Annotated in this window: 15 protein-coding genes; 6 read left to right on the top strand and 9 right to left on the bottom strand. The window is 58.0% G+C overall.

Annotation, left to right across the window (positions count from 1 at the left end; all coding sequences use genetic code 11):
* Entirely contained in the window at positions 1-4,671 is a 4,671-nt protein-coding gene (locus tag FYJ43_RS04675; protein WP_154562524.1) for an NAD-glutamate dehydrogenase, read from the bottom strand.
* 92 nt (positions 4,672-4,763) lie between these two features.
* On the opposite strand from FYJ43_RS04675, the gene FYJ43_RS04670 reads away from it, so the two are divergent.
* Positions 4,764-5,237 carry a DUF2505 domain-containing protein gene (locus FYJ43_RS04670; RefSeq protein ID WP_154562523.1) on the top strand — a complete coding sequence of 158 codons (474 nt, stop codon included), beginning with the start codon at positions 4,764-4,766 and terminating at the stop codon, positions 5,235-5,237.
* A 30-nt stretch (positions 5,238-5,267) separates the two neighbouring features.
* Here the strand turns inward: FYJ43_RS04670 and FYJ43_RS04665 are convergent, their stop codons facing one another.
* Positions 5,268-5,765 carry a DUF6912 family protein gene (locus tag FYJ43_RS04665; RefSeq protein WP_154562521.1) on the bottom strand — a complete coding sequence of 166 codons (498 nt, stop codon included), beginning with the start codon at positions 5,763-5,765 and terminating at the stop codon, positions 5,268-5,270.
* Positions 5,766-5,945: 180 nt separating this feature from the next.
* Here FYJ43_RS04665 and FYJ43_RS04660 point away from each other — a divergent pair, with 180 nt between their 5' ends.
* Positions 5,946-6,470, top strand: a complete 525-nt coding sequence (locus FYJ43_RS04660) for a hypothetical protein (protein ID WP_154563324.1) — start codon at positions 5,946-5,948, stop codon at positions 6,468-6,470.
* A 42-nt stretch (positions 6,471-6,512) separates the two neighbouring features.
* Here FYJ43_RS04660 and secA read toward each other — a convergent pair whose 3' ends face one another.
* The 7 genes from secA to FYJ43_RS04625 form a co-directional block, all read right to left on the bottom strand.
* The gene (gene secA / locus FYJ43_RS04655) at positions 6,513-9,221 is read right to left on the bottom strand and encodes a preprotein translocase subunit SecA (protein ID WP_456064346.1); all 2,709 of its coding nucleotides are present in this window, start codon (positions 9,219-9,221) and stop codon (positions 6,513-6,515) included.
* Positions 9,222-9,466: 245 nt separating this feature from the next.
* Positions 9,467-10,078, bottom strand: coding sequence for a ribosome hibernation-promoting factor, HPF/YfiA family (hpf, locus tag FYJ43_RS04650; RefSeq protein ID WP_407643723.1), 612 nt, complete (start codon positions 10,076-10,078; stop codon positions 9,467-9,469).
* A 218-nt stretch (positions 10,079-10,296) separates the two neighbouring features.
* Positions 10,297-10,791, bottom strand: a complete 495-nt coding sequence (locus tag FYJ43_RS04645) for a ComF family protein (protein WP_326833434.1) — start codon at positions 10,789-10,791, stop codon at positions 10,297-10,299.
* Positions 10,792-11,006: 215 nt separating this feature from the next.
* Positions 11,007-12,773 (bottom strand): LpqB family beta-propeller domain-containing protein, encoded by a 1,767-nt coding sequence (locus FYJ43_RS04640; RefSeq protein ID WP_154563318.1) that lies wholly within the window; start codon positions 12,771-12,773, stop codon positions 11,007-11,009.
* A complete protein-coding gene (mtrB, locus tag FYJ43_RS04635) occupies positions 12,773-14,275 on the bottom strand; it encodes an MtrAB system histidine kinase MtrB (RefSeq protein ID WP_268234108.1) in 1,503 nt (500 codons plus the stop codon). The genes FYJ43_RS04640 and mtrB overlap by 1 nt, the downstream gene beginning before the upstream one ends.
* 89 nt (positions 14,276-14,364) lie before the next feature.
* Positions 14,365-15,075 carry an MtrAB system response regulator MtrA gene (gene mtrA, locus FYJ43_RS04630; RefSeq protein ID WP_326833433.1) on the bottom strand — a complete coding sequence of 237 codons (711 nt, stop codon included), beginning with the start codon at positions 15,073-15,075 and terminating at the stop codon, positions 14,365-14,367.
* A 101-nt stretch (positions 15,076-15,176) separates the two neighbouring features.
* Entirely contained in the window at positions 15,177-15,755 is a 579-nt protein-coding gene (locus tag FYJ43_RS04625) for a YqgE/AlgH family protein (protein WP_154563315.1), read from the bottom strand.
* 111 nt (positions 15,756-15,866) lie between these two features.
* Between FYJ43_RS04625 and FYJ43_RS04620 the strand changes: the two genes are divergently transcribed.
* The 4 genes from FYJ43_RS04620 to FYJ43_RS04605 all read left to right on the top strand — a co-directional run bounded on the left by FYJ43_RS04620 (position 15,867) and on the right by FYJ43_RS04605 (position 20,482).
* On the top strand, positions 15,867-17,150 hold the full coding sequence (locus FYJ43_RS04620) for a M20 metallopeptidase family protein (RefSeq protein WP_154562516.1): 1,284 nt from the start codon (positions 15,867-15,869) through the stop codon (positions 17,148-17,150).
* A 351-nt stretch (positions 17,151-17,501) separates the two neighbouring features.
* Positions 17,502-17,999, top strand: coding sequence for a GNAT family N-acetyltransferase (locus FYJ43_RS12235; RefSeq protein ID WP_154562514.1), 498 nt, complete (start codon positions 17,502-17,504; stop codon positions 17,997-17,999).
* Between the two features lie 450 nt (positions 18,000-18,449).
* The gene (locus tag FYJ43_RS04610; RefSeq protein ID WP_229771630.1) at positions 18,450-19,202 is read left to right on the top strand and encodes a hypothetical protein; all 753 of its coding nucleotides are present in this window, start codon (positions 18,450-18,452) and stop codon (positions 19,200-19,202) included.
* 794 nt (positions 19,203-19,996) lie between these two features.
* Positions 19,997-20,482: a hypothetical protein gene (locus tag FYJ43_RS04605; protein ID WP_154562512.1), complete on the top strand. Its 486-nt coding sequence runs from the start codon at positions 19,997-19,999 to the stop codon at positions 20,480-20,482.
* The last annotated feature ends 2 nt before the right edge of the window (positions 20,483-20,484 follow it).

Here is a 20,484-nt window from a genome sequence, read left to right as displayed (position 1 = left end):
TCACAATGTGACCTCCTGGCCCACTGCGGACCGTAGATCACTGACCATGACGACACAGTGAGCGAGATCCGGGTTTGTCGCTATGGATTCCACAATACGACCACCATCTGCCAGAACATTGTCTGTTCCAACCTTCAAAGCACGACGAGTCGCGTCGGACATTACTTGCAACAAGTCTTCACGCAAGCTCGCCCGCACTCTGGCATCGGTCGGACGGTCCTGCGGAAGTTGCTCGACGAGCCGAGTAAGGCGAATCATGTCGACGCGGCGTGCCAACGTCAGGAAGGCCTTCGCAACCTCGTCTAGTGGATGACCCTCTTCGGAGATTTCGACGACGCTCAAAAGCACGGGGCCCCAATCGTAGGCGGCCACGACCGCAGCATCCGAACGATCAAGCCCAAGATCGGTGACCTCATCGACCTTCTCCTGCCACGCGTCCGCGTTGTCGTCGAACAACAGCTCAGATAGCGTCCCAACAAGCCTGGTGACACCAGGTCGGTAGATCTCGATAGTTCCTGCGATGTCGTCTGCACCACCGTGATTAAGGAACCACCGTGTGGCATCCATCGCGAGGTCTCGCAACGCAAGTCGAATCTTCGCAGTTCGGACGGCATCCAAGCCAAGGTGGGCGAGGTCAGTCTCGACTCGTCCGAGCCCGAAGACAGATCGAGCAGCCAGCTGGCATCGAATGACCTGGGCAATATCTGCCCCCGTCTGCAAATGCAACCGGTAGTAAGCCGTCATCCCCTGCGAGTCGACGAAGCGGTTTACGGCCTCGGTCGTGATGATCTCGCGATGTAGCCGATGCGCCGGCATCTGCTGCGCGAACCTCTCCCTCAATAGCGGCGGGAAATAGGCCACGAGGCGGTCTGCAACGAATGGATCTTCTGGCAAGTCTGTCGCCAACACGGCGTCGCACAGCGCAATCTTCGTCCAGGCCAGCAGAGTACACAGTTCTGGACTAGAAAGCCCTTCCCCTGCCGCCATCCTACGATTCATCTCCGTGGTCGATGGCATAGTGTCGACAGCGCGATCAAGGTGACCCGATTCCTCAAGCTGACACATCCAGGCTTCTAGTACCCCAGCTGTCGGCCCCGATGGGCTCAGCGCGTTAGCCAAGGCCAAGTTCTGTGCGCGGTTGTGGCGCAATACCAATGCGGCAACGTCATCTGCCATGGCTGGAAGTAACTCATCTCGTTCCTTCTCACTGATTCGTCCTGCCGCCACCTCAGCATCCAAAAGGATCTTGATGTTGACCTCATGGTCAGAAGTATCGACTCCTGCTGAGTTGTCGATGAAGTCGGTGTTGATGCGACCACCATTGCGGGCATATTCAATACGCCCGGCCTGGGTCCACCCCAGATTTCCGCCTTCCCCAGCAGCTTTCGCACGCACTTCCTTGGCAGTGATTCGCACCGGATCGTTAGTACGATCACCGACCTGAGCGTCAGTTTCACTCGTGGCGCGCACATAGGTACCAATGCCGCCATTCCACAACAGATCAACAGGGGCTCGCAACATCGAAGAGATGAGGTCGTCGGGCGTCATCCTGCTCACCGATGCGTCAATTCCCAACGCCTCATGCATGGGCTGGCTTATCGGGATCGACTTCAAGCTGCGATCCCAGACGCCACCTCCCTCGGAAATAAGAGACGTGTCATAGTCGCCCCAGCTCGAACGCGGAAGATCGAAGAGACGACGACGCTCCTGCCATGAGGTTTGCGGATCCGGGGTCGGGTCGACGAAAACGTGGCGGTGGTTAAAGGCCGCGACCAATTTGATGTGCTTACTCAACAACATGCCGTTGCCGAAAACGTCACCGGACATATCGCCAATGCCAACGCAGGTGAAGTCGTCGACACTCTGATTAATTCCTAAATCTGCCAGGTGTCGTGTGACCGATTCCCACGCGCCGCGGGCCGTGATGCCCATCGCCTTGTGGTCGTAGCCGTGTGAGCCACCAGAAGCGAAGGCGTCACCAAGCCAGAAGCCATGGTCGGCGGCGATGGCGTTCGCGGTATCCGAAAACGTTGCGGTGCCTTTGTCCGCCGCGACAACGAGGTACGGGTCATCGCCATCATGACGAACAACGTTCTTCGGTGCGACGACCTCACCCTCAACGACATTGTCTGTCAGCGATAGCAAGGAGGACACAAAAATGCGGTAGCACTCCTTGCCTTCTTCGGCCCATTCAGCTCGATGTGTCGTGGCATCGGGAAGATGCGCAGGCACAAATCCTCCCTTAGCACCGGCCGGAACGATGACGGAGTTCTTAACCATCTGCGCCTTGACCAGGCCGAGCACCTCGGTACGAAAATCTTCGGGTCGATCCGACCACCGTAGGCCACCGCGCGCAACCGCACCGAACCTCAGGTGGGTGCCGGACACTCGTGGCGAGTTGACGAAAATCTCAAACTTGGGACGAGGTGCCGGGGCAAAATCGAGCTCTGTCGGGCGGATCTTAAAGGCCAACGCTCGTCGATCGCTCTGCCACCAGTTGGTACGGATCATGGCCTTAATGACTGCATGCATCATGCGCAAAATGCGGTCATGGTCGAGGGACGCCACATCCTCAAGGTCAGCGAGGAAAGATTCGGATAGCTCTTCAACGTTGGCTAGACGCTGCGGACCAGCGTCAGCTCCATCATCGAACGCACTGGGATCAAACTTCGCCTCGACGATCCTCACGAGATCGCGTGCCAAACCTGGATTAGCCCGCAAGGCTCGCGCCATGTAGGTCTGTGAAAAGGGGCTACCAACTTGACGCAGGTATCGAGCGATGCACCGCAACATTGCTACCTGCGACCACGATAATCCAGCCTCTGTCACTAATCCGGAGAAAGTATCAGACTCGCACTGCCCCTTCCACGAAGCCGCAAAGGCCTCAGTAAAACGATGGCGTCCGGCGTCTGTCCAAAGCTCACCGGGAGTTTGCAGACCGAGATCGAACAGCCACACGTCCCGACCACGCAAGACGATGCGGTGCGGATGCTCATCGACAATCTGCACACCCAAACTCGATAGGTGCGGCATCACCTGAGATAGCGTCATCGCAGCCCGCTGATTGAAAATCTTGAGTCTCAGATCGGACGGATCAGCTGGGTCATCGGGGCGGTACATTACGAGCCCAAGATCGTCTTCAGCCAGGCCATTGAGGAGTTCCAAATCCAAGATGCCCTGCTTGGCCGTGAATTCCTGCTTGTACTCGGGGCCAAAATCGACTCCCCGCTGGTTGCTTGGAATGGCGCTAGCCAACGTGATGAACTCGTCGTCCCAGTTCGAGGTGGCGTCCGCAAGTTCGGCCTGCAGTTCTTTATCGTCAATCGGAGGCAAAACTTCTCCGTCCGCGACCTTGGCCGTCACCATGATTCGCACTAGCGAGGACTCCCCCATCATGGTGGTCGAGTCAACCTCTACCGCACCAGTGCGTCCAGCCACGATCCTCTCAACGACGCCGACCGTGCTGGCATCGAAACGGTCCGCCGGGACAAAGACGAGGAGGTGGAAGAAGCGTCCCCACGGCCCGCGACGCACCAGAGCACGCAAGTGCTGCTTTTCCCGCAAGTCGACGATGGCCATAATGAGCGGCACGAGCTCCTCGGCCGAAGCCTCAAAAAGATCGTCACGTGGAAACTCAGCAATCGTGCGGATGACGGCTTTTCCGCCATGGGAGTTCGCACGGTAACCAGACAGTGCGAGAATACGAGATGCTTTAGCTCTCAATACCGGAATATGAGCCACCGACTCCGTGTACGCCGCAGACCCTAGCAGGCCAAGGAAGCGGTGCTCAGACACAACAGTGCCATGCTCGTCACGAATCCGTACACCGATATAGTCACGGTAGCCGTTACGCTGTACTGCTGAACGGACCGAATCCTTAGTGACGACGATGGTCGCTGTGTCCCCGCTATGCACAACGGCGTCAAACCGCGGACCGTCTTCAACGATGCCCAGACGGGTACCAGCAACCGGAGTCATCGTCTCGCCATCGACCGAAAACTCCTCATAGGAGAGGTACATGAAGTGATCATCGGCCAGCCATTCGAGCAGCTCACGGCTTGAGTCGCGATCGTCGGCTGGCCCCTGCGACGCACTGACTAGCTCGGCTGTACGCAGCATTGCCTCGTGCATTGCGCCCCAGTCGTCGGTGGCACGAACGACTTGATCAAGGCACGCACTCAGATCCTTACGAAGCTGTTCGGCAGCACTCTCGGTATCGATACCAAGTGGAGCCCTCGCGTCAATGTGAATCCACGATTCCGGGGAGCGACCGCCACGATCGGGCATTCCGACCGACTCGATCATGCTGCCGTCACGCTTCACGCCGATGATCGGATGCCTGACGTCCTCAACCCTCCAGCCATGCTTCAGTAAGCAAGACACCACCGTGTCCACGAGGAACGGACGATCATCCATGACGACCTGAACTGAATTGATCTGGCCATCTGACCACGGGGGGTCGACGATAACATCAACGCGAACCGGCCCAGGTTGCAGCGCAAGCTGCACCTGATGTTCCATCGCCTGATGAATCACCTCTTCACGATAGTGATCTCCGGTGGCATGTTGCTCCTGCACAGCCGCCACGAGAGCCGGGATGACTTTGTCCATCTCTGACACGATCGGGTCACCTTCGCCATGGTTACGGGGCCACCTCCGCGTGGTCCTCATCGAGAACTCTACAAGGGCCAATGCCCTTGCGTGAACCACTGCGAAAAAGCGTGACGTGAGATATACCGCAGCGGTCCGGCATCATGGTTGTTATGGACATCAATTACCGAGCCCATTTCGACGCCACCCCCGATCAAGTCGTCGCCATGATGACTGATCCGGCATGGTGGCAAGACGTTCACCGTCGTGGCGGTGGCACGACAAGTAATGCCGTTGTTACAGACGATTCGCTGAGTTTGGACGTGGCTATGCCAGCCCCAAGCCAAGTAGCCAAATTCGTTGGTCCGACTCTGACCGCCAAGCAAACACTGTCGTGGCAGCCGGCCGGCCCCGACAATTCACGCGAAGGAGTTCTCCAGATTGTCCCTCATGGCATGCCAGCACAGGCCGATGGTCACGCCCGCGTACGGGCTGACGCCACCGGGACTGAGGTCGTTTACACCGGAACGTTCACAGTGTCGGTGCCGTTAGTTGGTAAGAAACTGGAAAAGACCGCTGGTCCTCACATCATTCAGGCCTTTGAAATGCAGCAAGATGCCGGTAACGACTGGCTGGCTTCTCACTGAGGCCAGCCAGGTCAGGCCACGCGGTCGGCATCACTCAAGACCACGGAACCCCTCCGGGTCGGTGCCGACCGCAGGGAGCTCCTCGGTGACATCGTGCCATGACAGCTCATGCTCACCAATAAGAGTTTGGATCGTGACGTCGTTCCACGCATCGTCAATGGTCATGCCTTTGACAGCTTCCGCCGCCGCCTGGGAGTCGGCATCGTCGTCGTCAGCGAACCACGCGGTAATTTGAGAAGGTTCGACGCGGGTGAGGGTAACCCCGCCATTATCGACCTCTTCATGACTGGTGATTTGTTCGGGGCGAACATGGGCGACGAGTACCAAGCGTCGTCCAGTATGAGTTAATCCCCATACCGAGCCGATAATCATGGCAGCATGCTCAGTTTCCTCGGGATCAGTGACGTCAAGGATTGATTCCAACTCCTTCGTGACTGTGAACGCTGTCACCTGTTTCATCGGTGCAGCGACGAGCCGATGAGCCTGTTCCGCATTCGTTGGAATGAAGACGATGGTTGACGTCGACAATTGAACTCTCCTTGGTCAGCGTGGTCCCAGATCCATGATCCACGCTACCCACATGGGAACATGAATCACATATTGGGTCGCGAGGTCCCAGATGATGGAACCGTTCGCGAAGCAGAGTTGTCCACAGATTTCGTGACCAACCCTTCCGCGTCAAGCGTCTCATGCGCTGTCCTTGAGCGCATGACAGCGACACCCTCGGCAACACCTCTCAATTCAGCACTCGACGACCACTCTGGAATCTTCCTCGAACTCGATCGGGATTGGTGGCCCGACGAACTCTGTGTTGTCTCGTCAGCACCCTCGGTGTGCCCCGACGCAGATGATGCGCAAGCCCGCTACGAGGCGATACGGCTCACCCGCGCCGTCCATATCGTCATTGTGGAGACCATTGCCGGGCGCCGACCCATGAGTCAGCTCGTCAAGGCCAGCAGCGCTCGCGCAGTTGCAACTATGAGGCGTTGGCCTCGAGGTCCAGGCTGGAGCCGCATACTCCTCGTTGGCGAGCCACGCGTCAGCTACGACGACAACCGAGTTGACGGGGTGGGTCTGCTTGATCTCAGGGGTCGAAGGTTGCCGCTCGCCACAAGTCTGGTGCGTGAGAATCGCTCGTGGCGTCTCGACGCCGCCGAGCTCGTTCTCAATCCCAAGGTGGCTACGCTCTTGACATCGAAGAAAATCACCTGCGAGACCGTCGGTCTCGGGTGATAGCGACGGCGTCAGTCACGCAGGACTGACGCCGTGAGCCACTCAACGACGCTTCTTATTGCGACGATTCTTCGGCTTCTTCGACGCCGCGGACCTTCTGGCGGCACGGTTTCCCCCACTACGTGCCTGTTGCCTGCCACCCTCGGACGTCGTCTCAGCGTCGCCGCGTTCGTCTGGCGCCGAATATGTCAAGGCTCGACGCGCGCGGTTCTCCTTCGGGAGCACCGAATCAGCCGTAACCGGGGCACCGCCGTCATCGGTCACCAAGCCAACCTGGGGGCTTGTCTCGATCTCAAGGTTGAACAAGAACCCGACGACCTCCTCCTTGAAGGAGTCCATCATCGAGTTAAACATGTCGCCGCCTTCACGCTGGTATTCCACCAACGGATCACGTTGCGCCATGGCCCGCAGACCAATGCCTTCGCGTAAATAATCCATCTCGTAAAGGTGTTCGCGCCACTTACGGTCCAACACCGTCAGCAGAACTTCACGCTCAAGCTGCCTCATCGTCGCCTCGCCGAGTTCAGACTCACGGCGATCGTAGGCCTCTTGAGCATCGGCCTTGAAATCCTCGACGAGTTCCTCAGCATCCTGACAATCGGCATACTCGTCAATATCGAGACCAACCGGGTATACCGTCCCGATCTCCTCCCACATCGCAGCGAGATCCCAGTCCTCCGAGTAACCCTCGGTGTACTTGCGGACTCCGGCCTCAACGACACGATCAGTGGTCGCCCGCAGTTCAGCTTCGACGTCAGCACCTTCCAGCACTTTGCGACGATCACCGTAGATCACGTGACGCTGACGGTTCATAACGTCGTCGTACTTGAGGACGTTCTTTCGCATCTCGAAGTTCTGCGCCTCGACCTGCTTCTGAGCGCTCTCAATCTGACGCGATACCCACTTCGATTCGATGGGCATATCCTCGGGCATCTTCAACGTGACCATCGTGCGGTCGATGACCTCAGGCTTAAACAGTCGCATGAGCTCGTCCTGCAGTGACAAGTAGAACCGCGACTCGCCGGGGTCACCTTGTCGTCCGGAACGTCCACGCAACTGGTTGTCGATGCGGCGAGATTCGTGTCGTTCCGAGCCAATGACATAAAGGCCACCGAGCTCTTCGACCTCGTTGTGCTCGGCCTTCGACTGTTCTTCGTACTTAGTCAGGGTGTTGTTCCACGCAGTCTGATAAGCCTCCTCGTCCTCGACGGGGTCCAGGCCCTTCTCACGCAGATCAAGCTCAGTAAGGAACTCAGGGTTACCGCCGAGGATGATGTCGGTACCACGGCCAGCCATATTCGTCGACACTGTGACGGCACCTTTACGACCAGCCAAAGCAACGATCGCAGCCTCAGATTCATGGTGTTTGGCGTTCAGTACCTTGTGCGGCACACCGGCTCGCTTGAGTTTGTCAGAGAGCAGCTCCGACTTAGCCACCGACGCCGTACCGATAAGGATCGGTTGGCCCGCCTCGTGGCGTTCCACAACATCGGCAATAATGGCGTCGAACTTGGCTTCTTCGGTGCGATAAATGAGATCTTTCTGGTCTTTACGGATCATCGGACGGTTCGTCGGGATTGGGATAACGCCCAGGCCGTAGATCTTCTGGAATTCACTCTCTTCAGTCTTCGCGGTACCGGTCATGCCAGCGAGCTTGTCGTACATGCGGAAGTAGTTCTGCAAGGTGATCGTGGCGAGCGTCTGGTACTCGTCTTTGATCTCAACATGCTCTTTGGCTTCAAGGGCCTGGTGGAGACCTTCGTTGTAGCGACGACCGGCGAGGGTCCGACCGGTGTGCTCGTCAACGATGAGGACCTCACCTCCGACGACGACATAGTCCTTATCTCGATGAAAGAGTTCCTTGGCCTTAATGGCGTTGTTGAGGTACCCAATAAGTGGAGTATTCGCCGACTCGTAGAGGTTTTCGATACCGAGCCTCTCCTCGACAACGGTGATCCCATGCCCAAGCACGGAAACAGTGCGTTTCTTCTCATCAACCTCGTAATCGACATCGCGCTCAAGGCGCGAGACTATTTTGGCGAATTCCGGGTACCACTGCTTGTTCTCTTCGGCTGGTCCGGAGATGATCAGCGGGGTACGGGCCTCGTCGACAAGGATGGAATCGACCTCGTCAACGATTGCGTAATGGTGACCACGCTGCACGCACTCGCCAAGTGAGCTGGCCATATTGTCGCGCAGGTAGTCAAATCCGAACTCATTATTCGTGCCATAGGTGACATCAGCTTTATAGGCTTCCTTACGAGCCATCGGCGGCATGTCCGACAGGATGGCAGAGATGGACAGTCCTAAGAACCGGTGCACGCGACCCATCTGCTCTGACTGCACCCGAGCCAGGTAATCATTGACAGTGACGATATGCACTCCCTCACCGAGCAGCCCCTCAAGGTAGGCAGGAAGCAGACCAACGAGCGTCTTGCCTTCACCAGTCTTCATCTCGGCGATATTGCACTGGTAGAGGGCTGCACCACCCATAATCTGAACATCGAAGTGACGTTTACCCAGCACGCGCTTCGAGGCCTCACGAACCGTCGCAAAGGCCTCCGGGAGGAGGCGATCCAGACTCTCGCCGTTGTCGAGACGCTGACGGAAGTCGGCGGTCTGCCCCGCCAACTCGTCGTCATCCATGGCGGCGTAGTCCTCCTCAATGCTGTTGACCTGGCCGACAATGCGGTTGAGTCGTCGGATGATCTTGCCTTCACCGGCGTGCAGCACGCGATCCATGAGGTTCACGGGGCGGGTCCTTCAAGGAGTAGACGTCGTAACCGTCCGAGCATATGCCCGACGTGTGGCGTAGTGAAGCCACCGCACCTATCCTAGGGGGTCCCTGGCTGAACCAAGAATGTCGCGGCTCGATCTTGGCACATCACCATCACTGCCGACACCAATACCCGACGCTCAAGGCGATAGCTCATCCGGGCACGACAAGCGGCGATGCGAAAAACCGCATCGCCGCTACGCCGAGACGTCAGTAGGTATCACTCGTGATCAAAATCCAGATGGATGACGCCGTAGTTGTACCCCTTCTTTCGCCGGTAAACGACGCTAGGCCGCTTGGAATCCTGATCAAGGTAGAGGAAGAAATCGTGACCGACCAATTCCATCTCGTCGAGGGCTTGAGCTAGCGTCAAGGGAACAGCCTGGAAGACCTTTTCCTTGACGTAGATGGGGCTGTCTCCGGTGACTTCTACGTCACCTGCGATCTTCCGCGTAGCCAGGATATCGGGTGCATCCTCGGTAGCTTCTTCGGGCGCAATGTCAAGGACCTGCGACACCCGCAGCCCACGACGGCTGCGGCGACGATCAGCAGCTTTGACTAACTGGGTGCGAAGCCGATCAGCTGCCATATCGAAGGCAACCATCTTGTCCTCTGCCTGTCCAACGGCTCGCACCACCGGCCCCTTAGCCCGCAGCGTGATCTCACATGTCATAGCTTGGTCCTTGGGTCCCTTGGTGCCCTGGGCGGTGAAGACCACCTCTGCACGTTGAACCCGGTCCCTCAACTTCTCGACCCCGGAGAGCCTGTCCTCGACCTGGGCGCGCACGTCGTCACTGACGTGGCAATGCCGTCCCGAAACGATGACCTCCATGACAACCTCCTGTGCTGGGGTTTGCATCGGTCTTTCCGACGCTGACACACAAAACACGACCGAGTAGCGCCCTCCACGTGGAGATCGGTATGCCATTCGGTCGTGCCATGTATCTACGCTAGCCCATACGGGACATTCCCAACAGCTGTTTGGCAAGCTTCAACGCACGCAGTGACGATGTCAACAGCACGGTGATCATGATGTGAGGCTCATCATGATCACGGCCAACGCGTGGCCGTCGCAGCGTCGGCCAGCACAACAATGGATAGCACCCGCCACCCTGACCGTGTGAGGGCACGGCAGGCCTCGTCGGCTGTCGCCCCAGAGGTGCGCACGTCGTCGACGACGATGACGTCTCCCCTGCCTGGATCGGCCCTCATAGACCCGCGTTGGTTGTCGCCCCGCTGATCGTCACGGACCTCAAGCTGATCGGCCACTTGACGAGTTCGATGCAGTAGCCGAGCCATTGTCGCCTCGCGTACCGCAAGCCACTGCAAGGCTGAACGCGTCATATCAGCAGCGTGGTCAACTCCTCGCCTTCTGACTGCCCGGTTCGACGACGGAACCGGGACGACGTCCACGTGCCCGGGAGCAGCAGCTATGGCCGGCCCTAGTCCGTGGGCCAACCATTGGCCAAGTTGACTGGTAAGCCAGGTAGCGCCGCGGTCTTTATGGGCTGTGATGATCCCCGGCATCGGGCCGTGATAGCCCACACATGCGACGACTGGGGGCGGTCCGTCAAGGATGACGCGCGGTGCCGGGTTAACCGCGTCCAAACACGCCTGACAGATCCCGAGCCCGGGCGCTGTGCAACCTGGGCAGCATGCCCCTAACAGCAGATCGGCCAAGGATTCGAGTGGCTTCATGATCCACTAGTGTTGCGACTCGACCCGCCTCAACGGAAGAGTTATGCGGCTCAACGGAAGAGTTATGCAGCGACTGCGACGGCGGTGACTCCTTGGAGGATCTGACGCCAGCGAAAGTTCTCCTCGTGGTGCAACAGCGTCCCGTCTGCACCCAGCACGACTGCCTCAGTACCCGTTTCTGTCGGCATTGCAACGACGGCTGTCATGTTGGTTGCGGTGAGCTGACCCATCGAGGTGGCACCAGAGCCGTCGACGACAATTTCGTACGGGGCTGTCACACCCGCCTCGATTGCACGACCCAGTACACATAGTCGAGTCTGGGATAACCATGCGACGTCGGTGATAATCGACAGGTTCGCATCCGAAGAGGACAGCGGAATATCGACAATATGGCCTAGATATATTGATCCTTCCTGGCGCGATAGCAGCCCCATCCCCAGGGCTTTCCCCCGATCGAGGACGAGGGCAACGCGAGTCGAGTCGGGGGCCACGCTGAATGATGTCACCTTGCGTCCGGCCAGATCGACGACGGTTGACATCCGAGTGCCGTCTGGTCCGACGACAATTAGCGTCGGGTCCGTGCCCGAGAAGGTCATGACGGTGTGGTCGGCAAGCACCTGCGGGCGCAACAGGTTCGTGCCGGTGGCCAGCACCTGGGCGTCATCGCTACCTTCCTGCCAGGCGAGCAACGAGCGTCGATCTGACGAGACGGCGTGCCACACCGCACCTGGACTGCTCATGGACGCCATTGGCATCGCGAATTGGGTGGACGCAACCGAAGCCACGCCGGTATCCGGATCTGCCTCTCGCCCCAATGCGCCGGGCATCACCTGGATACTATGTCTTGACGTCTCAACGCGCCCTAGCTGTCCCTTGACGACGGCAACCACGGTCAGGGAGTGGGTAGCCGGCAGTGGAATGAAGTCGGCGTAAAGGTCGGCAGATACGGTGTTGTCTTCAGCCGCCTCCGGCAGTGGCAACACAGAGCCGCCAGCAGTGAAACGGATGCGCGAGATCGCTGCAAAGCCGCTGAGTGTCCATGTGACCTGACTAGCTAGCAGACGCCGCTGAGATGGCGATAGTTGAGCCGCCGAAGGGCTCAAGGGAACCGTGACCACCCCGACAGCATCCACTGATGTTGTTCCCGTGACAGTCACGCCCCGAGGCAAGGCCGTTTGCAGCGCCGCGTCTAGGTGTTCGGGGACGCCTGCAGTGAGAGCCCGGAGGGCGGCGTCGGGGTTGGCGGATGCACTGGGAAGATGGATGACGTCGGGTACCAAGTGATCGGCTGTGTTGGTCAAAAAATAGATCGGAATCGTCGACCAGCTGCGTTGAAAAGTGTACTGGGAAATAAGCAACCCTTCGGGCGGTCGAGAAATACGCCACTGGCCAGATTCCTGTGCCATTCCGAAATCATGGTTGATATGAGAGTTGGCCGGGTGGTAATGGCCGTGGGAATCAATTTGCCCCACGATGGGAGCCTGGAGTGCGGCGGTGGCGACGGTGCTACGTGGCTTAGAGTTCGTGGCGTCGTAGATAGTGGCTTTCGCATGGGGATCCCACCGATCGGCTATGTCGCTGGTGAGGTAGGACCTCGCAACCCGGTAGTCGTCACGAGCGCTCGTCATGGCCTGCAAAAACCCGCCGACAACAAGGTCGATGGAGGCTCCATTTGCGGGAGGATGAGGAGCGACGTCAATACCCTCGTGCGCCGCTTCGTGAGGGTCGTCGGCTGGCTTTACGGGCCCCTGGGAGGGCACTTTTGCGCACCCAGCAAGTAGAACAGCTGCCCCAGACAGCACAGCGCGACGAGACGGACGTAAGGTCATCATTCCTCCTGGTCGTCTGCATGGTCGCCATCAGTTGGCGATGGGGGAAGCGGAGACTCGACGATGACCCCGCCGGGCTGTCTGGGAACCACCAGTCGGAAGAACGCCCCCTGGCCAGGACGCCCCCACGCGGTCAACCAGCCATGGTGGAGATTCGCGTCCTGACGGGAGATTGCCAGCCCTAATCCACTGCCACCCACAGTGCGCACCCGAGATGGATCGCCCCGCCAAAATCGTCCAAAAACTTTCTCGGCCTGCCATGGCTCAAACCCGACGCCATGATCACGTACCGCCACTCCCACCGCGCAATCGTTGCCAACCACCGTGACCTCGACAACCTTGCCCTCGGCATGCTCGACTGCGTTAGCGAGCAAGTTTCGGATAATGCGACTGATGCGACGCGGATCTACCTCAGCGGTCTGCGCACAGTCTGCGACGAGCACGATCGGAACTCCCAGGCGATCGGCCAACGGTGTGACATCAACGATCTCAGAGCGCACCAGCTCAACAATGTCGCAATCTTCTAAGGCGAGTTGGGCAGCGCCAGCGTCGAAACGCGAGATCTCTAACAGGTCAGCGAGAAGAAGCTCGAATCGTTCCATCTGGGCACGCATGAGTTCCACAGAGCGTACTTGCACCGGATCATGTGGGTCGGCCTCAATCATTTCCGAGGCCATCCTCATCGTCGTCATCGGCGTGCGTAACTCGTGGGAGACGTCAGAAACGAACTGCTGTTGCAGACTGGATAATCGTTCAAGCTCACCAATGCGTCGGTCGAGTTGAGCAGCCATGTCGTTCATGGACGATGCCAAAGTCGCCAGATCGTCCGTGCCGCGCACCACCATTCTCTCGTCGAGGTCACCGCCGGCAAGCTTTGAGGCGGTGATGGACGCTTGTCGAATCGGTCGGGAGATGTGGCGGGTCGCGAGATAGGTCGTCACTGCGATGGCTACGGCCATGAGGGCACCAACGCTGATAACACTGCGGCGCAGCAGCGCAACAGTAGCAACCTCCTGGGTTTCAGGAAAGATGAAATATACCGGGATGGATTGGCTTGATCCTGGCGACCACAGCGTCGATCCGACGACAATTCCGGGGACATCGGGACGGACGTGGTCGGTGTAATGCACCATCGTTGGGGCAGTCCACACACCGCTGGATTCGCCCACTTGAGCTGTCAGGTCTGCCGGGACTGAGTCTGGGGATACACCTTGAGAGATGAGACCAGAAACTGGCCCCTGGATGAGAACGTGGTATTGCCCAGATTGGCTTGCGGCGTCGTCGGCAAGACGGTTAAGCCGCTCATAGAGGGAGGCCGTGCGCAAATCAGTGTCGCGCAGCTGTCCCTGAATTCGGTTGATGGTGGCGGTTGTTTCGGCAATGGCGGAGGTGCGCTTGGCCTCGACGATGCCCGCCGTCGCCTGACGAACGAGGAAAAAGCCGCCAACAACGAGGATGACCAGACTACTCGACAGGGTTATCGTGACTGTGCGCAGTGGCAGCGAGGACCACCACAGCCGTCGCGGTGCGGCCAGCCACGATGACGCTCTACCCGACCGTCGACCACGACCGGTCCGGCGAGCCGGGGTGATCAGCTCTCCTCCCCAGGGGCACTGACGCGGTACCCGATACCACGAACGGTGACGATCATCTGGGGGTGGTCGGCGTTGCGCTCTACCTTGGAACGCAGCCTTTGCACATGGACGTTGACCAACCGGGTGTCGGCATTGTTGGTGTACCCCCATACCTCACGAAGCAGGGTCTCCCTGCTGAAAACCTTGTTGGGGTGTTGGGCCATTGTGACAAGGAGGGAATACTCCAACGGAGTGAGCGAAATCTCCTCTCCTGCAAGTTGGACCGCATGGGCAGCGGGATCAATGGTGAGGTCCCCTACCGTGATGACGTCGCCCTCCTCACGCTGATTCAAGGGTGTGCGCAGCCGGGCACGGATTCGAGCAACCAACTCGGCGGACCGGAACGGCTTGCAGACATAGTCGTCGGCCCCGGCACCCAGCCCTCGCACGACGTCGGGGGTGTCGGATCGGGCGGTCAACATGATGATCGGGACGCCAGACTCGCGTCGAATATCTTGACAGATCTGGATGCCATCTCGCCCTGGAAGCATAAGGTCAAGGAGAACTAAAGCGGGTCTGCGCTCACGGAACACATCCATCACATTGTTGCCGTGCCCAACCCATACCGTCGAGAATCCTTCTTTGACAAGGACAAGCTGAAGCATTTCAGCCAGGGCAGCGTCATCGTCGACGACAAGAATCGGCCCATGATCACCGGCAGCGTCCACCATGGGCCTCCTCACTGGATTCTGGGATAGCCCATATCGTAGTCCCCATCCACATCTCGTCGTCGTCATCCTCAACGCTGAGATCAGTTACGACATCGAGATCAATTCAGCTTCGGGGTGTTGGTCGACGTTGCAAGTAAAGCATCAAGGCCATTCTGACGATGCAGTACGGCTCGCCATAAGCCTCGCGGCTCAGAGGAAAAGACATCCTCGGGGTGGGCGACGGCCCTAATCCAGTCCCCGCGAATGAGTTCGGCCTCTAACTGGCCGGGTCCCCATTCGGCGTATCCAGCGAAGATTCGAACGTCAGTAAACGCGCCTTCGATGAGTTCTGTCGGAGTGTCGAGGTGGAGCAGACCGGTGAGCCCATGGACACGTCGCCATCCGGGAGGTTCCTCGCTTGATCGCTGCACCCGGGCAAGGCAGATAGCCCCGCTGGGCGACATTGGACCGCCGAGAAACAGGTCCTGCGGCGGAGTGGCCAAATGTACCCAACCAGGAAGCTGTCTGTGCAGTGTTCCTTCAGTGCACGGCTGATTGACGATAACCCCGAGAACGCCGTCAAGTGCAACATCGATGAGGTACACAACAGATTCGCAGAAAACTCCCTCGTCGATGTGGAGACTTGCCACCAGTAAGTCTCCAGCCTTGAGGGGGTTCGCGAGGATCACGAGATCCATTGTGTCACTGACAGCTGGGGAACCAGGCGCGATCGTCAATGTAAAACGATCCGAAAGGCACATAGATTTGACGATGTCTATGTACCCACGTTCATGACAGTGAGGATTTCTATGACCGCTGATTCGCGCACCCAGCTGCTGGCAGACCTCGACCGCCGTGTCGCCGCAACCGCACCCGACATGGTCTCGTGGAGGCATCATCTGCACGCTCATCCAGAGCTATCCAACCGCGAGGAGAAGACTGCGTCATTCGTGGCCGAATCCCTGCGTAGCATGGGTGTTGACGATGTCCGCACGGGCATTGCCGGGCATGGCGTCGTCGGCGTTCTGCGGGGTGGCCAAGCCGGCGACGGTGTTGTTGTGCTGCGAGCCGACATGGATGCCTTGCCGGTACCCGACGAGTCAGGCGTCGACTTCGCTTCACACGCGGTTGACGATACGTATCCTGGCGGACCATTCCCCGTCTCACACGCGTGCGGACACGATTGCCACACAGCCATGTTGCTCGGAGCTATGCGGGTACTGTGCGAGCATGCCGATCGCATCCCGGGAACGGTCGTGTCGGTGTTCCAGCCTGCCGAAGAGGGCGCTCCCATCAATGAAGTTGGTGGCGCCAAGGCCATGCTCGAGGCCGGTGCGCTGAAGGGCCTGGATCCGACAATGGCATTTGGCATGCACGTACAACCGTATCCGAAAGGCATGGTCTCGATTCTTTCTGGAAACCAATTCGCCGCCTCGTGTATGGTGCGCATCACAATTATCGGCGAACAGGTGCACGGATCTACGCCGTGGCAAGGACTCGATCCGATGCCTGCGGTTGGTGCGATACTCACCGGAATCGGCCAGATCTACCGCCGCAATGACGCAGCCGATGCCCTGACTGTCAGCATCGGTCATCTAGACGACGTGGGCCGGTTTAACGTCATCGGTCGCAAGGTCACGATGTGGGGCACTATTCGATCCCTCACCGACACCGTCATGGCCCAGGCCCAACAGCAAGTACGCCAACTTGCCGAGGGCAGTGCTGCCGCAATGGGGTGCCGTGCCGAGGTGGAGTTCCTACAACCCGTCCCCGCTGTAACGAACACGCCAGAGTGGGTGGACAGCGTCAGCCAATCACTGACCGAGGTCGTCGGCACTGACAACGTCTTTGAGCCAGCCCCAACGCTTGGCTACGACGACGTCTCTGAATTCGTTAATGCGTACGGTGGCGTCTATGTCGGTCTTGGCGTGCAGGACACACACTTTGTTGACGGCCAGGTGGTGCCAATCGAGGGCGGACGCGGAATAGTGCCCAACCATCACCCTGCGTTCTACGCCGACGACGAGACGCTTGCCACCGGTGTGCGGTTGCACACTCACGTCGCCGTCGACCATCTGTGGTCGCACATCTAACACGCTGCTCTATTCGTAATCTGGGGCTATTCGGATAATGCTTGCACGTGATCCTTGCAAGCCGCCGGTAATGCGGTGAATTATCCGCTGATGTCGTGCTCGGTCCAGACCCTCTCGATGACATTGTGGCCAACCGCAATGACGTTACCGAGAGGGTGACCGATGTCGTCGAGACCAGCCCATGCTTTCGGAGACATTCACTGCGGCTTATCGTCGGCGGGCGATCATTGAGGGATGCACGACCGGGCGCAGGTACCGGCCACGTCGGTGCAACCGTGTAGAAGATGGCTGCTCAATCCATGAGGGGCGGGATCACGGCTCGCCCGCCGTCAACGTCTACAATGACCGACGGTGGAGTGGCACGTCGAGGAGAAGCGAGCAACGCAGGGGCTTGCCGACGAGTGGCAAGGCATTGCTCACCTCTTCACACGGTCTGTCACGCACACCGCTCCCACGTTTTATGACCCGATTCAGGTGCAGGCGTGGCTTTCCTGCGCCCCCATTACCAGTGACCAATGGCGCAATCGCCTTCGCGGGCAGGTCTTATTTCTAGCCCGTCAAGGCCACGGACACGTGGCTGGGTTCGCCTCACTCGCACATGACGGCGAGATCGACATGCTGTTCGTTGACCCCAATTCGCAAAGGAAAGGCGTAGCCACCTTATTGCTTACCCATGTCATCGCTACAGCCAAGCGACGTGGACTATCTCGGTTGACCACCTTCGCATCCGTTGCCGCACACGAATTCTTTACCCGACGCGGCTTCACCACGCGCTGCGAATGTCACCCACAACGTGGCGACATTACGCTCACCAACTACTTCATGGAACTCCAGATAGAGCGCCAATAGTCAACGCCAGAGCTGACTTTTCAGCGTGATTGTCATGAGTTCTTTGCTTGGTGGGTATATGACTTCTTACCCGAATGGGACCAGAGTGACGCCACACATGTTGGTCGCCCCCGATTAGCGTCACCCCGTTAAGGTAACCGAGCTTGTCGAATTGGGAGCCGAAGGCCTCTCGCAGCACGCGGGCGGCATCCGCTTGAGCCGCAGCGACGTGCCCAGAAGACGGTCCACCACCTGGCCGCGACCACGCGCGACGTCGACGAGGACCTGCAGACGATCCTTGCCGACACCAGCGTGCTCCCGGTCACACGCCGCAACCGGCTGTCGCGGATCCAGGACAAGCTGGTTGGCCTGACGTTCTTCGAAACTTCCAGTACGGGATCGATACAAAGTGGCGAAACATACGTGCTGGCTGAGTAGGGTGTAGCTCTCAGTAGGAGGGGTGCTTCGACCGTGACCAAGAAAGAGCACAAGGGCATTGCACATCGCTTCGATGTTGAAGTGATGAGAGAATGGGCGACGAATGGTTTCAACAAGGCGTTGCAGATGCAACAGCCGATTGCCCTCAGTATGGTGGCACGGTTACGACGTGTCTATCCTGATAAGACACCCGAGCAGCTCATCAAGTTTCTCGACAAAACATACCTAGGTACGGTGACTGCTTCTGGAACAGGCGCAGGAATGGCAGCAGCGGTTCCAAACGGCGCAGTTCAGATCCCGGCTGCGATTTCTGATTTGGGTACATTCTTGGAATCTTCCGTGCTGTATGTTCTTGCCGTGGCCGAGATTCACGGCGTCGATGTTGAAGATTTTGAGCGACGCAAGTTTCTTGTGATGACCGCGCTTCTCGGGGATACTGGTACCAAGACAGTCACCCAGGCTCTAGGAAAGAAAACAATTCCATACTGGAGTAAGACGATCATCAACAAGATCCCCATGGATGCTATTAGGACCGTCAATAAAATGCTCGACCCCCGATTCGTCACAAAATATGGCACAAAGCAAGGTGTACTTGTTTTAGGAAAACAGTTACCACTCGCGTTGGGTGTTATCGTAGGCGCAGGTGGCAACGCGGCGTTCAGTCACCTCGTCGTGCGATCTACAAAGCAATTACTGGGAAACCCTCCCGACACCTGGGATCATCTTGACCTGGAACATGATGAGATGATCGAAGATGAAGGGATAGGCGACCTACCCACAAATTAGGCATCGGAATAGGTGGAACTCCAAAAGAGCTAAGCGCTCGTGATGGGTCCCGGCGCTGGCGCGCTCGGACATTATGTTGATTGCCTATCCGTAGACGGTGCCCTACTTACCGGCACGCTACAACACGTCCGCCGCACTGTTGCCAGTGGTGATGATCCTAATGGTCTGCAGCTTGGAGTGGCTGCCTGCACCGGGATTCCCGGTGGCTTCGGTAGGTGTGTATCCTGAAATACCTGGATTAGAGCCGTTTTTATTTCGCGGCCATACAGACCGTCAGTGGGGATGATCCCGTATAGTTCTTATGGCCACTGTTGATCGCTTGATGCGCCTCGAGGATAGCCGTCTTGCCACCGTATTCGGCTTGATACCCCTTACACTACAAGGCATTTTGAATGATTCCATGTACATTGTCCTGGCCAGCGGTTTGAGTAATACCTTTTAGTCAATGGGACTTGAGGGGAGACCGTGTTCCAGAACCAAAATTATTTGTCACAGTGATAATCCCACGATAAATTTGCAAGCTGCGGATCAGCGCGTTAATGGTGCCCCCACCAGTTTTTTGGACTTGAGAACTAGACGGCAGCGTGTCCTCATAGATTGCATTCAGCCACTTCTGGGTGGCCAAAACCACTTTATCTACCATCATCCCCCGCTAAGAAATCAGTTATTTGTAGTTGACGATCAATATCACCCGCCCATTATGAAAGCTTCGAGACACCAGGTTTTATAACGACGCTTCACACCCTTCGGGCTAGACAACATAAAGCCCAGATTGTTTCGCTTTCGGGATCACTATGTTTAGGATCAATTACCTGTTTTCTCCGTACTCTTACTTACCACTGGCCTTAAAGCGCTCAACTACCTACCCGCTCAACTGCGAAGAGCCGCAAGACGCCCCCTCCCAGAAAGAGAACTACACCCCAGGCCTCAACTCCTACGCAGCACTATGGAACGAATACAAAGAAGCACCTTCTAGCACCACGCTGCTCAACGTCACCCGCCGAATCTACGAACAGTACTTCCTCCGACTCTGCAGCTACGACAGCGCCGACCTCACCACAACCCTGCTCAAAAACAACCGAGACCAATTCATCCACACCGATACCCAAGGCCAAGAAGACCTCTCCGCCCACCACCTCGCCACATCCATTCTCACCTACCACAAGAACCGGCTCGAAGACGACACCTACCTCATCGCCGAAAACTACGGCCCCATCAACTACGCCACGCCTTGCAACTCATCTTCACCCTCACGGGACAAGAACAGCAGTACAAAATAACG

Source organism: Cutibacterium porci (assembly GCF_009696315.1).
GTDB lineage: Bacteria > Actinomycetota > Actinomycetes > Propionibacteriales > Propionibacteriaceae > Cutibacterium > Cutibacterium porci.
This window is presented reverse-complemented; position numbering and strand designations above follow the sequence as displayed.

What these genes read in the sequence shown, in the direction of transcription:
- FYJ43_RS04675 (WP_154562524.1), bottom strand. Translation starts at nt 4,671, where the DNA reads ATGAGGACCACGCGGAGGTGGCCCCGTAACCATGGCGAAGGTGACCCG.
- FYJ43_RS04670 (WP_154562523.1), top strand. Translation starts at nt 4,764, where the DNA reads ATGGACATCAATTACCGAGCCCATTTCGACGCCACCCCCGATCAAGTC.
- FYJ43_RS04660 (WP_154563324.1), top strand. Translation starts at nt 5,946, where the DNA reads ATGACAGCGACACCCTCGGCAACACCTCTCAATTCAGCACTCGACGAC.
- hpf (WP_407643723.1), bottom strand. Translation starts at nt 10,078, where the DNA reads ATGGAGGTCATCGTTTCGGGACGGCATTGCCACGTCAGTGACGACGTG.
- FYJ43_RS04640 (WP_154563318.1), bottom strand. Translation starts at nt 12,773, where the DNA reads ATGACCTTACGTCCGTCTCGTCGCGCTGTGCTGTCTGGGGCAGCTGTT.
- FYJ43_RS04625 (WP_154563315.1), bottom strand. Translation starts at nt 15,755, where the DNA reads ATGGATCTCGTGATCCTCGCGAACCCCCTCAAGGCTGGAGACTTACTG.
- FYJ43_RS04620 (WP_154562516.1), top strand. Translation starts at nt 15,867, where the DNA reads ATGACCGCTGATTCGCGCACCCAGCTGCTGGCAGACCTCGACCGCCGT.
- FYJ43_RS04605 (WP_154562512.1), top strand. Translation starts at nt 19,997, where the DNA reads ATGTTTAGGATCAATTACCTGTTTTCTCCGTACTCTTACTTACCACTG.